This is a genomic window from Shewanella eurypsychrophilus, assembly GCF_007004545.3.
Lineage (GTDB): Bacteria > Pseudomonadota > Gammaproteobacteria > Enterobacterales > Shewanellaceae > Shewanella > Shewanella eurypsychrophilus.
Genome location: NZ_CP045503.2, coordinates 2,586,100 through 2,599,402, shown reverse-complemented (window position 1 = coordinate 2,599,402; position 13,303 = coordinate 2,586,100). Strand labels below are relative to the sequence as shown.

At 43.1% G+C, this 13,303-nt stretch carries 12 protein-coding genes and 1 riboswitch; of the genes, 4 read left to right on the top strand and 8 right to left on the bottom strand.

Features of this window, described 5'->3' with window-relative positions; all coding sequences use genetic code 11:
* The 4 genes from FM038_RS10965 to FM038_RS10950 all read left to right on the top strand — a co-directional run bounded on the left by FM038_RS10965 (position 1) and on the right by FM038_RS10950 (position 4,713).
* Positions 1-963 carry an alpha-L-glutamate ligase-like protein gene (locus FM038_RS10965; RefSeq protein WP_142870646.1) on the top strand — a complete coding sequence of 321 codons (963 nt, stop codon included), beginning with the start codon at positions 1-3 and terminating at the stop codon, positions 961-963.
* Positions 911-2,716, top strand: a complete 1,806-nt coding sequence (locus FM038_RS10960; protein ID WP_223293053.1) for a M3 family metallopeptidase — start codon at positions 911-913, stop codon at positions 2,714-2,716. The genes FM038_RS10965 and FM038_RS10960 overlap by 53 nt, the downstream gene beginning before the upstream one ends.
* Positions 2,655-3,752: a DUF3541 domain-containing protein gene (locus FM038_RS10955; protein ID WP_142870647.1), complete on the top strand. Its 1,098-nt coding sequence runs from the start codon at positions 2,655-2,657 to the stop codon at positions 3,750-3,752. The genes FM038_RS10960 and FM038_RS10955 overlap by 62 nt, the downstream gene beginning before the upstream one ends.
* Positions 3,753-3,825: 73 nt before the next feature.
* A complete protein-coding gene (locus tag FM038_RS10950; RefSeq protein ID WP_142870648.1) occupies positions 3,826-4,713 on the top strand; it encodes a LysR family transcriptional regulator in 888 nt (295 codons plus the stop codon).
* 21 nt (positions 4,714-4,734) lie between these two features.
* On the opposite strand, the gene FM038_RS10945 is transcribed toward FM038_RS10950, so the two are convergent.
* The 8 genes from FM038_RS10945 to thiC all read right to left on the bottom strand — a co-directional run bounded on the left by FM038_RS10945 (position 4,735) and on the right by thiC (position 12,823).
* Positions 4,735-5,949, bottom strand: a complete 1,215-nt coding sequence (locus tag FM038_RS10945) for a putative metalloprotease CJM1_0395 family protein (protein ID WP_142870649.1) — start codon at positions 5,947-5,949, stop codon at positions 4,735-4,737.
* A gap of 5 nt (positions 5,950-5,954) precedes the next feature.
* Entirely contained in the window at positions 5,955-6,212 is a 258-nt protein-coding gene (locus FM038_RS10940; RefSeq protein ID WP_142870650.1) for a chemotaxis protein, read from the bottom strand.
* A gap of 160 nt (positions 6,213-6,372) precedes the next feature.
* Positions 6,373-7,488, bottom strand: a complete 1,116-nt coding sequence (thiH, locus tag FM038_RS10935; protein WP_142870651.1) for a 2-iminoacetate synthase ThiH — start codon at positions 7,486-7,488, stop codon at positions 6,373-6,375.
* A gap of 18 nt (positions 7,489-7,506) precedes the next feature.
* Positions 7,507-8,271, bottom strand: a complete 765-nt coding sequence (locus FM038_RS10930) for a thiazole synthase (RefSeq protein WP_142870652.1) — start codon at positions 8,269-8,271, stop codon at positions 7,507-7,509.
* 1 nt (position 8,272) lies between these two features.
* Complete coding sequence (thiS, locus tag FM038_RS10925) at positions 8,273-8,512, bottom strand: sulfur carrier protein ThiS (RefSeq protein ID WP_142870653.1); 240 nt, start codon at positions 8,510-8,512, stop codon at positions 8,273-8,275.
* A gap of 14 nt (positions 8,513-8,526) precedes the next feature.
* Entirely contained in the window at positions 8,527-9,303 is a 777-nt protein-coding gene (locus FM038_RS10920) for a HesA/MoeB/ThiF family protein (protein ID WP_142870654.1), read from the bottom strand.
* On the bottom strand, positions 9,293-10,867 hold the full coding sequence (thiE, locus tag FM038_RS10915) for a thiamine phosphate synthase (protein ID WP_142870655.1): 1,575 nt from the start codon (positions 10,865-10,867) through the stop codon (positions 9,293-9,295). The genes FM038_RS10920 and thiE overlap by 11 nt, the downstream gene beginning before the upstream one ends.
* 3 nt (positions 10,868-10,870) lie before the next feature.
* The gene (thiC, locus tag FM038_RS10910) at positions 10,871-12,823 is read right to left on the bottom strand and encodes a phosphomethylpyrimidine synthase ThiC (RefSeq protein WP_223293052.1); all 1,953 of its coding nucleotides are present in this window, start codon (positions 12,821-12,823) and stop codon (positions 10,871-10,873) included.
* 235 nt (positions 12,824-13,058) lie between these two features.
* Positions 13,059-13,157: riboswitch (TPP riboswitch) on the bottom strand.
* Positions 13,158-13,303: the final 146 nt, after the last annotated feature.

The following is a 13,303-nucleotide window of genomic DNA, read 5'->3' as shown; positions in this document are numbered from 1 at the left end:
ATGAGGTTTTCATTCGCGAAACCATCAGCATTGCGTAAAAATGGCGTGCTTTGCATGAATAAACGCAATATTGATTACATCGGTCGCTGTAATCCGCGTAAATTCTATAAACGAGTCGATGATAAACTCACGACTAAGCAACTGGCCCTAGCTAATGACATTGCTGTACCTGATTTGATTGGCGTGGTGCGTGAGCAGCATGAGATTGAAGACATCCCAGCCATGGTGGCGAATGAAGATGGTTTTGTCATCAAGCCATCGAAAGGCTCAGGTGGTAAAGGGATTTTAGTGATAACTAAAGTCGATGCAGGTCGTTACTACAAGCCTAATGGCCAGGAAGTGACACCTTCAGAAGTTTATCGTCATGTATCCAACGTACTCAGTGGTCTATTCTCATTAGGGGGTAGCCCTGATGTTGCGATTGTTGAAGGCTTAATCCAATTTGACCCGGTTTTTGATGGATACTCCTATGAGGGAGTGCCAGATATCCGCCTCATTGTCTATAAGGGCTTCCCTGTCATGGGGATGTTGAGGCTTTCAACAGCGGCCTCTGACGGTAAAGCCAATTTGCACCAAGGCGCTGTCGGTGTCGGGGTCGATATTGGAACCGGTAAAGGTTTACATGCCGTGCAATTCGACTTGCCTGTCGATGTGCATCCAGATACCAATAAAGTGCTTACGGATATTCAAGTTCCTCACTGGGATTTCTTGCTGCATACGGCTTCTAAAGCATACGAAATGAGTGAGATGGGCTACCTTGGCACGGATATGGTACTCGATAGGGTTAGAGGGCCTTTGCTGCTTGAGCTCAATGCTCGACCAGGGCTTGCAATTCAAATAGCCAATGGGCGTGGAATTTTGCCTTACCTTGACCATGTAGACAATCTTGGTAATCATAATATGAGTGTGGATGAACGTGTTGAATATGCTAAAAAGCATTTTTCTCATAGCGCTAAGCTTTAGTCTTACACTCAGTACGGCGGCGAACGCTGCCGTATCACCTCTTCCTTTACTTGTTGAACAATGCCTACAGTTGCGCGCCCCAATTGAAAATATTCAAGGTCATAAACTGATCGCTGCAGATGAGAATATTGACAATAATACCCAGCTCATTAATGATGCTTTTGCCCTCGAGACATCCTTATTAAGCCTTTTCAATATTAAAGATAGGCTAAACTATTACAAAAGCTTTTCTCTACCGCATTTTTATCAAGAGAGTGTCCTGCAATGCCAGCTTCATCTTGCAGATCTTATGTCAGACACGCTCAACTCACCTTGGGTCACTCGATTTATAGACTCCCTTAAACAACAGCAAGCCAAGCTTGAACCTGAGCTCATACAGCTAACGGCTAGGCTAGTGACATTGAAAGCTGAGCAATTAAACCTGACTGACAAATCTAAACTTCATACGGCTCAAGCCACGGTTAAACAAGGTTTACGCACACAAGAGTTAACCTTACAGTTTACCGAAGCTGATTGTCAGTTACCCATTGAAACTAGGCAGCAGCCAGTAAATAGCGATAATGCTAAGACTCACCCCAACAAGACTTTTAATCAGAGTATCGCTACTTATCTGATAAGGCAGAAAGATCCAGGATGTCAAAAGCTAGTTTGGCAAGCATATCAAGGCCGTGCTAAGAAGAAAAATGAGCATGCACTGAACCGGATCTATCAACTAAGACATAATCAAGCCCGCTTAGCACAATTTCAAGATCACACCCACTTAGTGCTAAATAAGCAGTATTTGTCGACCCCAGAATTAGTGAAAACATTTTTAGACTCACAAACAAGCTTGGCTCCAACTCCCCCCTGGCAATTGGGCAATAAACTAGCTCAGTCAAAGAGATCAGTAACAGACATACTCAGTTCAGCGTCACTCTTAAGCCATATCCAAGGTAGAGCTGAAACATTAGGCTTTAGATTCGAAATCATTACTGATGATATTCACCGGGTCTGGTATAGAGAACGATTATTAGGTGATATTTTTGTCAGTAGTGCAACACGAACTAAAACGCATACGCTCAGAGTACCTGTTTTAGGCCGTCAATATGGTCAGATACAATTTTTAGTAAAAGCAAATTACAAAAATATCTCAGATAAAACTCGGTTTATCTCTGAGTATGCTTCAGCGTTATCATCGCTCTCCTCAAGTAGCCATTACTACCTTTTAAACACGTTAAGTGAAACACAAGATACCAGTGCTATTGGACAGCTTTGGCTTAACATGTACCTCAGTGAAGGTATTATTTCTCCTGTAGAAATTAATAGTCGCGAAAGCACCATGAGCTTGTTTTCTAAACAATTAAAGATATTTAGATCTAAAGTCGCATTGAACTTTTATTCAGCTACTAACAAGCAAGCCTATGTTAGTTTAGAAGATGAGTTTACTCACTCATTTTCACTTTTATGGGACAAGAGTGAAGATTATCCTTATAACTTTTATGCCATCGTCACTAGCGGGCCACTCTATTACCAGCAAATGTGGCAAGAATCATTAGCTGAGTATATTTACTTGGCGACTAAACATTGTAAAAATCAACACGATGTATACAAATCATTGTTGGTTAATGAAGGTTTTAAACCTTTCGAACTAAGACTTAGTGCTTTGATTGGCGATCCAGTCGATCCACTATCGCTCATTAAAAGGATAAAAGATGGCTTTTCTTTCTCAGAAATCGTTTATCAAGATCAGTACGATCTCACTTGCACTATTTAGCCTTAGTGCTACAGCTGCGGCACAAGAGATCTCTCAATCTCAAAAAGATACGGTCTACGAAGGGATCAAGATAAATCTTGAGCAGCATTTATATCAATTACCCCCTCGTGTTCAGGGGCATTATGGTATCCGACTTTATCGCATGACCGGTGATGAAAAGTATGTCAATGCCGCGCTTGTGGATCTCTATGCGGTAACTGAGTCTCAGGCCTTCTATGCCTGTTCACTCGATACGCCGGGGTTTATAAAATCTGAAGCCGAAAAAGCCATCTCTGTATTAGGCAAAGGCCCAAGAGCAAAGGCCCGTAAAAAGGCATTGGAACCCTTTCCTGAGTTTTTATTTTATACCGATGTGTTACTTAGATTCTCAAGTAGAATTGATGAGTTCGGTCTCTCTGGCCCCTGTAACGATAAGCTAATTAGTGCATTTAAAAAAGCCGATTTAGTTACAGGCTTAACTGACAAAGCCATGATTAAATCATGGGCTGCACAGCTTATCAATTATGCTTATTGGGCCAAACAAATAGGTGTCGGTGATCATATTCAAGAATATAAACAGGCATTTATTTCTGTCTACCCCAATAGTAAAGACAGTGAACTAGATAAGAAAGAATACAGAAACAAGCTATACGGCCTCACTCATTTCATTTTTGCTGCGAGTGAATATTACCAGCATAATGTCGATGCTAAGGAATTCGCTTGGATTTTAGATTATTTTGAAGCCAATATAGACCGGATATTGAAAGACGCCACTGATGATATTATCGCTGAAGTCGGCATTAGCTTTCACCTTGCAGGCTTATCTAACCACCCTGTAGTTGGAAAAACACAAGCCCATATCGTCAAAGCCTTTGATGAAAAGATCCAGTATATTCCATCGCCTATGGGTAATCCGGCGCTTGCGCTTGGTGAGCATAGAAATGTTTTGGCCATGATGCTACTAAAATGGCCAGAGAATCTTCATAAGGGACCCTATTTCCATGAGCTCAAGGCAACAAAGAAATACTTGCCGAAACAAATTTCAGTAAAAAAGTAACTCAAATATGGCCTGCTTGTCAGGCCTTTTAACTTAATACATTAACGCACCGAAACCTTAGGCCAGATTTATCATGGATAGAGCAAAATCAACTCTCGAACAATGGCGTATTTTACAAGCCGTTGTGGATTTCGGTGGTTACTCCCAAGCAGCGCAAGCACTGAATAAAAGCCAATCATCATTGAACCATGCTGTCGCTAAACTACAAACACAGCTTGGAATTCAACTTCTTGAAGTTAAAGGGAGAAAAGCCTATTTAACTGAACAAGGAACTGTACTTTTAAGGCGTTCACGTCACATCACACAGTCTGTTTCTGAACTAGAATTACTCGCGAACAACCTGGAAAATGGCTGGGAGCCAACACTCACCATTGCCAGAGAGATAATCTATCCAATGGATATGCTTGTCGATTCGCTTGCTAAATTTCAGCCAGAGAGCCGAGGAACAAGGATCACTATCATTGATTCTGTGATCAGCGGTACTCACGATCTCATTAAGCAACAAGCCGTAGATATCGCGATTTGTGGTGGTGTGCCGCCCAAAGGACATATTTCTGAGCCTTTGTGTGAACTCGATTTTTTATTAGTATGTCATCCAGATCATGATCTCGCGATAGATCCAAATATTTGTGATGATCAAACCTTAGCTCAGCACCTACAAATCGTGATTAAGGATACAGGTCAAGCAACCCACATTGATATGGGCTGGCTAAAAGCTGAGCAGAGATGGACGGTATCAAATTTTCATGAGGCCCTAGTCATTCTAAACCGCAGTTTAGGTTTTTGCTGGGTGCCTAAGTATTTGGTTGAACCTTTGATAAATGATGGCAAGTTATGCCAATTAAATTTGAAAGGGAACAGTCACAGAAAAGTCATGATGAGCCTAGTGATCCCAAACCGCGATCTGCAAGGCCCTGCATCTGAGCTGTTAGAGAAGATGATTATCATGAGCCATAGGTAAAACTAAATCTATTATGTTATCTCACACTAACGCATAGAAACTCGGAGTTTCACTGCTCGGTAATTGCCCTCCAGTATCATTCGCAGCATAGCGCTCTGAGATTTGCTCAACGCCATATGTGAGAGTCTCTAGCGCAACGGCATTTACGCTAGCGGAACCTGATAGCTGCTGATTAATGTGTTCTATCACAGGTGAAATAACGTCTTTATCATCAATTGATGAGGGTGAATCGACCATTGATGACGAAATGGCCCCCTCCTCATCCACATCCCCAGAAACTTGTGGCTTATGAGGTGTTGGAAAGATAACGCCTTTAATCGCATCATCAGCTTCAATCAATGGTTCCATTTCATCAATGCTCAAGGCTTGACTCTGCCGCAGATTGACTAATTCGGCTTTAGCTTCATTGAGCTGTTTCAAGGCTTCAGAGGCGACGCGTATATCTGCCATAGAAGGGTTTGTTGGCGCCATAGCCGCTGCATAGACTTTTTGCATTTTATTGACTGTCGCCTGTGGATCACCTGGTACAACAGCGATATCAATTTGTACTTCGCCATCAACGGCGTAACGACGACCATCACTGCCCTGTTCATAACTAAATTGCGGACTTTGGGCGAGATAACCGCCAACGGTCGAATGGGCTTGTTCATGAGCCTTAACCTCAGCATCTCGACTTGATAATTGTGCAAGCAATTGCTGCTCCGCCTGTGATAATGCCTCGGCAGCTTCACTCTTTTCCAAGGCATCGGAATAAGCTTCACTTCTTATGTCTTGGCTATTACTGATATCAGAAAATGGGTTGAAAATTTGTTGTTTGGCATCCTCTTCAGAAGTGGGTGCTTCATTGGCTAAATTTGACTGTATGCCGGATGAACCTTGAGTATTATTGATAGCCTGTTCGGGATCTGAAACTGCTTCATTTGGCATAGTAATAGGACTTTTAACCCCAGTAATGGTCAAAGGACCGAGGTTTAAACTGAAGGAAGCTTGAGGTGAGGCACGACTGATATCAACAGGATTTTGATTAACGACAACTTGATCAGATAAGTTTGCCACCTTTGGACTTGATCGACTTGTTGTACTGGCAGGTATTTTAGTCGAGCTTGATGATTGACTAATAGATGAATTGAGTTGAACAACATCAATGCTTGCCCCCACCACAGGGCTCACTGACGGAGCCACAGACGTGCGTCGTTGGCTAACCGCGATTTCAGGCGAAGGTATAACGCCTAACATAAGACCTACACCTCAAGATTGATGATAGTGCCTAGTGTTTCCGATGATGTTTCCAAAACCTCAACTGCAGCTTCACCTTGTTGCTCAGCTTCTATTGCAGAAACAAGCGCTTCAGTTTGATCCACTTCTTCAACAGGCCTTGTAGTGTCTGCGTTTAAATCGGTATTGGCCGGCTTTGCTACATCTATCGTGGCTTGAGTTAATCCAGATTGGGCACTTTGTAATCCGGCTAGACCCGATGCCTGGCTTGATGGAATTTGCATAACTATAGCTCCAACAATTTATAGGGTTAGTTTAATTATTAATCAGAGCGAGTTAAAAGTACAGCCCCCTTTAGGCTTTGAAGTTATAAACATTGCCTCTTACTCGCGTTTATACTGATTGGTATTATAACCAAAGCCTAGTAAGAATATGAGGCTTACATTATTGTGCTATCCACGCGGCTTCCCAATCTTTCCAAACCGGATTCAATCCTTTGCGTCTCATTGCATCACTGACTTGCGCTGGTGTGCGCTCATCACTAATCTCAAACTGATCAAGTTGGCTATCAGGATTGACATATCCTCCTGGCTGAGTCGAGCTGCCTGCACTGATGTGCGTAATGCCTAGTGCAAAGAGGTTATCACGTAATGCTGGTGACTCTCTGGTTGATAAACTGATGTCTAATTGCTGATTAAACAGCCTAAAAGCACATATTAATTGAACTAGCCCTTTATCTGTTAACTCAACTTTCGGCGTGATCCCACCAGTGCAAGGTCTTAACCTAGGCAGAGAGACACTGTAACGTGTCCGCCAATACTTTTTCTCAAGGTAATCGAGATGATGGCCTAACAAGAGTGCATCTAGCCGCCAATCATCAAGACCTAAGAGAACGCCGAGCCCAATTTTATCAACACCGGCTTTAGCGACTCTCTCTGGGGTCTCTAACCGATATGAATAATCGCTTTTTTTCCCCCTAGTATGATGTTGCGCATAGGTTTGCGGATTATAGGTTTCTTGATAAATCATAACAGCATCGAGTCCAATCCCAGCTAAGTCTCGATAGTCTTGCTCCTCTAGAGGCTGTACTTCCATCGCAACATAACTGAACTGCTTTTTCACTTGCGGTAAAACTCGTTTAAAATAGTCTATACCTACCTTAGTTTCGTGCTCACCAGAGACTAATAAAATTGAATCATAACCGAGAGACTTAACGACTTTCATTTCAGCATCTAGCTCTACTGAATCTAAGGTTTTACGTTTGAGTCGGTTACTCATGCTAAAACCACAATAATCACATTCATTAGCACAAAGGTTTGACAGGTATAAAGGTAAATACATACCTATATTGGCGCCAAATCTCTGCCGAGTTAGCTGAGATGAGCGCTGTGCCATCTGTTCAATATAGGGTTCAGCTGCTGGGGATAATAACGCCAGTAAACTGTTAAGATCGCCACAAGGTGAATTTAATGCCCTTTCAACGTCTTTTTCAGTGGTTGAATAAAGTGCCAACTTGAGTTTTTCTCGCGACAGAGTCTGTAAATAAGATTGAAAGCTCATGAGGATTTAGCCCATTGATTAATCATTAAGAAACCCCGTTAATGGACTCGTTTCATTCGCCTTAGTGGATACATGCCCTAAGCCTGCTAGATAGGCATCACGACCCGTTTGCACCGCTTGAGCAAAGCATCTCCCCATCGCTTCGGGGTCATTACTACTGGCAATAGCAGTATTCACCAGCACAGCATCAGCCCCCAGCTCCATCGCAAAAGTGGCCTGTGAGGGTGCACCGATCCCCGCATCTATGATGACTGGCACCCGCGCCTGTTCGATAATAATTTTCAAAAAGGTTTCTGTCGCTAAACCTTGATTAGAACCGATTGGGCTGCCTAGAGGCATCACTGCCGCACAGCCCACTTCTTCAAGTCGTCGACAAAGCACTGGATCGGCATGAATATATGGCAAAACAATGAAGCCTTTATCACAGAGGCGCTTAGCGGCTTCTAAGGTTTCAATTGGATCTGGCATCAAATACTTAGGATCCGGATGAATTTCTAATTTGACCCAGTCTGTCCCGAGCACTTCACGCGCAAGCTCAGCGGCAAAAACCGCTTCATCAGCATTTCTAGCCCCTGAGGTATTAGGCAGCAATTTAACCCCGCTCTCTAATAAGGGTTGTAATATGTCGTCGTTACCCGTTTTAAGATCGAGTCTTTTCATGGCTAATGTCACCAATTGAGATTCTGACGCCTTGATCGCCGCTAACATGGTATCTGCAGTAGAAAACTTACCTGTACCAGTAAACAAACGAGAATGAAATTGATGATCCGCTATTTTTAACATCTTACCCTCCTGCTACAACAGAAAAAATCTCAAACCTGTCGTCTTTATTGCATAACCTAGCCTGCCATTGCGACTTAGGGACGACTTGTCCATTACAGACTAAAGCTACCGAGTTAACAGCAAGCTCCTGCAGGTCAATCAAGCCTTGAATGTTCATTGCACTGGGCACATTCATCACTTCGTCATTAATAGTTACACGGATGATTTTGCTCACTGGTTCATTTTTATTACTAGTATCCATCACAGGATCCTCCCCTATAAATTCGCTTGTGACTGAGCTGAAGTTTGCCCACAGGATGGACAATTATGATCTCGATTAAGCTGCGCCTCACGCCATTTCATCTCTCGGCCATCAAATCTCAGTAACTTGCCCAAGGGACCATTGACGCCAAGTAAAAAATTCATCCCATTTAATGCCTGCATCGAAGCCATCACGCCAACCATAGGCCCGAGAATCCCCACTGTCTGACAAGACTGTGAGACAATTAACTCACTTGGAAATAAACAGGCGTAGCAGCCAGAATCTGGGGATGACACTTGATCAACCACCAGCAATTGACCTGAAAAATTGGCAACAGAGGCTGATATCAGCGGGATCGCATGGTTAAGACACGCTAAGTTAATGGCTTGACGAGTGTTAAAATCATCCGTGCAATCAAATACAAGATCGCAACCTGCCAGGATGTCTTCACCGTTATCGACTGAGAACTTGTCCGTTATCGCTAAGAGTTCGCAGCTTTTGTCTCGGTTTGCCAATTTTAGACCAGTTACTTGAGCTTTATTCTGGTTAATATCATCTTCTGAAAACAGCAGCTGTCTCGGTAAATTGGATAACTCAACCCTGTCATGATCGACTAAAGTGATTTTTCCAATACCCGCAGCCGCAAGATATTCAGCCACTAAGGTTCCCAGGCCACCCACTCCTATGATGACAACCTTAGCTAAATGCAATTTCACCTGGCCAGCTTCACCCACTTCGGGTAAGAGTATTTGTCTTGAGAAACGAATAAAATCATTATCATTAACTGACATTACTTGCCTCCCACAAACCCTTGAGTTCATTAAAAGCCACACCGGGTTCAGCCGCTTCTGTGATAGCTCTAACGACAGCAATATCATCGACACCGGTTTGCTTCACTGTAGAGATTTTACCCGCATCAATTCCGCCTATTGCCACCAATGGAAAGTATCCTTTGAACAGTGCCACATAATGTTGGAGCTTAATGATCCCTTGGGGAGCTGATGGCATCACTTTAGTGGTCGTCTCGAAGATATGCCCAAGAGCGATATACGAAGGCTGGATTTGCGCCGCTAAAATAAGCTCAAAATAACTGTGACTCGAGATCCCTAATGCAAGACCAGCAACAGATATTTGATTAAGATCGGCGAGATAAAGATCCTCCTGACCTAAATGCACCCCATATGCACCATGCTTAACAGCCAATTTCCAATGATCGTTGATAAACAATTTTGCTTGATAATCACGACTCAAGGCGATGGCTTGGATAATTTTGTGCTCTAACTCAGGGTCGTTAGCTTCTTTTATCCTCAACTGGATAGTCCTAGCTCCAGCTTGCAATAACTCGGCTAACATAGGTATTTCAGCCACCACAGGGTAAAGCCCTATTGGCTCATCAATTGAATTAAAGCTAATATCAGAGGGGAGTGATGGACCTATATCTAAACTTTCGATTCTTGGAAATTCACTTAACTCTTTTGGCCAAGATGTCCTGGCTAATGGCCCAGGACCCGCACCAATACCATAGCTTTGCTTGATACCAGCATTCACATAAGCTTTAGCTACAGTAATTGCATCATGTAATACAAACCCCCATGCCATTACACTGGCAATCGCAGAACTCAAGGTGCATCCGGTACCGTGATTATTCGTAGATTCAATTCTTGGACTTGTCAGCGAAAATACTCGATTTTGATGCAATGTAGAACAACCAACAACATCGATGCAGACAAATATGTCCTGAGCATGCCTGCCCTGCCAAGCTGCACTTTTGTCTCCGCCTTTAGCCAATACGTTGGTATTGAGCTTTAGTGATAGCGATTTTGCCGCTAATAAGTATTGCTCTCTATCAAATAAAGGCTGACCGACTAACGCCGACAGTTCTGCAGCGTTTGGGGTAATAAGTGTTATTAAGCCTTTTAATGGAGAAAAATCCAGTGCGTTATCTTGGCTATCTAACCTATCTCCACAGCTTGCAACCATCACAGGATCCAAGATAACCGGCACATCAAGATCCGCTCTCTTGATGTAATCGTGAAGGTCGAGTGCAAGCCAATTGGCTAATAAGTTAATTTGGCCTTGATTGGCCAGTAAGCCAATTTTTATCGCCTTAGGTGGAATATCCTGCAGTAGAGTGTCTAGCTGAGCTAATAACATCTCATCTGATACCGCCTCGACTAAGCTCACTACCACTGAACTTTGTGCCGTCACAGTTGAGATCACACTGCAGCCATGGCATTGCAGATCTTGCATGGTCGCAAGGTCTGCCTGTATACCTGCACCGCCACCACTGTCAGAGCCTGCTATCGACCAAACAACAGGCTTTAAAGCTGACGATGTCAGCTCTAAATGAGTCATGAGTTAGCCCTCTACTTCGTCGACGATACCAGTGTTGGCTTCGTGGTACAAAGCCGCTCCCTTAGCATTAAACTCAGCCGACATTTTTGCCATGCCAGTCTCAATATCGGTAGCCGTTTTAACTTTAAAATCATGGTCAGATTGAACTTCAACTTTTAGGGCTGCAGCGTATTCACGCACTTCTTGACTGATTTTCATCGAACAAAATTTCGGACCACACATTGAACAAAAGTGTGCAACTTTTGCAGATTCTTGTGGTAATGATTCGTCGTGATAGGCTTTTGCAGTTTCAGGGTCAAGACCTAGGTTGTATTGGTCTTCCCAACGAAACTCGAACCGCGCCTTAGAAAGCGCATTGTCGCGGATCTGTGCAGTAGGATGACCTTTAGCGACATCACCAGCGTGGGCTGCAATTTTATAAGCAATCAAGCCTTGTTTAACATCTTCTTTGTTCGGTAGGCCCAGATGCTCTTTAGGGGTTACATAACAAAGCATTGCGCAACCATACCAGGCGATCATCGCCGCGCCGATCCCTGAAGTGAAATGGTCATAACCAGGAGCGATATCCGTTGTTTGTGGGCCTAAAGTATAAAATGGTGCCTCATCACACACTTCCAACTGCTTATCCATGTTCTCTTTAATCAGGTTCATTGGAATATGGCCCGGGCCTTCTATGATGGTTTGCACATCATATTCCCATGCGATTTTAACCAGCTCTCCTAAGGTTTCCAGCTCGGCAAATTGTGCTTCATCGTTTGCATCGGCAATGGATCCTGGTCGCATCCCATCACCAAGAGATAACGACACATCATATTCTGCACATAGCTGACATATGTCTCTAAAGTGTTCATACAAAAAGTTCTCTTGATGGTGGGATAAACACCACTTAGCCATAATGGAGCCGCCACGTGAAACAATACCCGTGAGACGCTTTGCCGTCATAGGTACATAGCGCAACAGAACACCGGCATGAATGGTGAAGTAATCCACCCCCTGCTCAGCTTGCTCAATCAGAGTATCTTTAAACACATCCCAGTTGAGATCTTCAGCAACGCCATTCACCTTCTCCAAGGCCTGATAAATCGGAACTGTACCAATAGGTACCGGAGAGTTTCGAATGATCCATTCGCGTGTTTCATGGATATATCTCCCCGTAGAGAGGTCCATCACGGTATCTGCGCCCCATCGAGTCGACCATACCAGTTTTTCAACTTCCTCTTCGATGGATGACGTCACAGCTGAATTACCAATATTGGCATTAACTTTGACTAAAAAGTTACGGCCAATGATCATCGGCTCAGCTTCAGGATGGTTAATATTGAGAGGAATGATTGCCCGGCCTCTGGCAATTTCACTGCGAACAAACTCAGGTGTAATGGGCTCAGATATCGATGCCCCAAAACTTTCACCCGGCGCTTTTCTCTTCAACACTTCGTCAGTGATCTTGGATAAATCCATATTTTCACGTATCGCAATGTATTCCATCTCTGGGGTAATGATACCTTTGCGCGCATAGTGAAGCTGAGTCACACATTGACCGGGTTTGGCTTTTCTAGGAGGAAGTAGAGAGTCGAATCTAAGATGATCGAGACCATCGTCAGCCAGTCTCTGTTGAGTAAATCCAGAGCTGACTCCCGTTAACTGTTCGGTATCGTTTCGCTCCAAAATCCAGTTATTCCTCAGCTTATCTAATCCGCTTCGGACGTTAATATTGGCACTAGGATCGGAATAAGGTCCCGCACAGTCATAGACTTTTAGCGGCGCATTGGGCTCCAGAATCGGATCCGACTCCGTACCACCGACCATGGTGTCTGTTTGGAGTATTTGACGCATGCCTACACGAAGATCTTCACGGCTACCGGTAAGATAGACTTTCTCAGAATTAGGGTGCTGCAGCGGCTTTAGAGTATCAATAAATTTTTGAGCTTGAGCTCGGGTTTCACGACGATTTGACATAAGCAATCTCACTTTAATTGAAATGAAGTTGCTTGCCTGGAGAGTTGAATAGCAGACACAAGAAAACCTTCTTAATGTCTAAGATAACCACAATATTATAAGGAAATTAATTAAGCCGATGATCATTTTCATTGAGGCATCAGAGCTAACAAAAGTTAACTATCAGACTCGATATATTCATTTATACATCAAAAAAAATAGACTAAACGGCTTTAGAAATTCACATCATTCATTAGTAATTATCACGCTTGTTTCCTTCGCAGGTTTTAACCTGATCAGGTTCAACGGGTCCCGAATAAACGGTCTCAGCCAATAGGCACTCCGACAAGATGCCAGCAGTATAATCTCAAAATATGCTTATTAACAAGTTATTTGTAAATATATCCAGTCTAAATAAATCATGTCAAAATACAATTATAAGTATTTGTATTAATATTAATTAAAATAAGTAGATTGCTAAGATATATAACATATGAATTT

Excerpts from the sequence above, each read along its gene's own strand:
- FM038_RS10960 (WP_223293053.1), top strand. The coding sequence starts at position 911 with ATGAACGTGTTGAATATGCTAAAAAGCATTTTTCTCATAGCGCTAAGC.
- thiS (WP_142870653.1), bottom strand. The coding sequence starts at position 8,512 with ATGGATACTAGTAATAAAAATGAACCAGTGAGCAAAATCATCCGTGTA.
- FM038_RS10940 (WP_142870650.1), bottom strand. The coding sequence starts at position 6,212 with ATGCAAATTCCATCAAGCCAGGCATCGGGTCTAGCCGGATTACAAAGT.
- FM038_RS10965 (WP_142870646.1), top strand. The coding sequence starts at position 1 with ATGAGGTTTTCATTCGCGAAACCATCAGCATTGCGTAAAAATGGCGTG.
- FM038_RS10930 (WP_142870652.1), bottom strand. The coding sequence starts at position 8,271 with ATGTTAAAAATAGCGGATCATCAATTTCATTCTCGTTTGTTTACTGGT.
- FM038_RS10920 (WP_142870654.1), bottom strand. The coding sequence starts at position 9,303 with ATGTCAGTTAATGATAATGATTTTATTCGTTTCTCAAGACAAATACTC.
- FM038_RS10945 (WP_142870649.1), bottom strand. The coding sequence starts at position 5,949 with ATGTTAGGCGTTATACCTTCGCCTGAAATCGCGGTTAGCCAACGACGC.
- FM038_RS10950 (WP_142870648.1), top strand. The coding sequence starts at position 3,826 with ATGGATAGAGCAAAATCAACTCTCGAACAATGGCGTATTTTACAAGCC.
- thiE (WP_142870655.1), bottom strand. The coding sequence starts at position 10,867 with ATGACTCATTTAGAGCTGACATCGTCAGCTTTAAAGCCTGTTGTTTGG.
- FM038_RS10955 (WP_142870647.1), top strand. The coding sequence starts at position 2,655 with ATGGCTTTTCTTTCTCAGAAATCGTTTATCAAGATCAGTACGATCTCA.
- thiH (WP_142870651.1), bottom strand. The coding sequence starts at position 7,488 with ATGAGCTTTCAATCTTATTTACAGACTCTGTCGCGAGAAAAACTCAAG.
- thiC (WP_223293052.1), bottom strand. The coding sequence starts at position 12,823 with ATGTCAAATCGTCGTGAAACCCGAGCTCAAGCTCAAAAATTTATTGAT.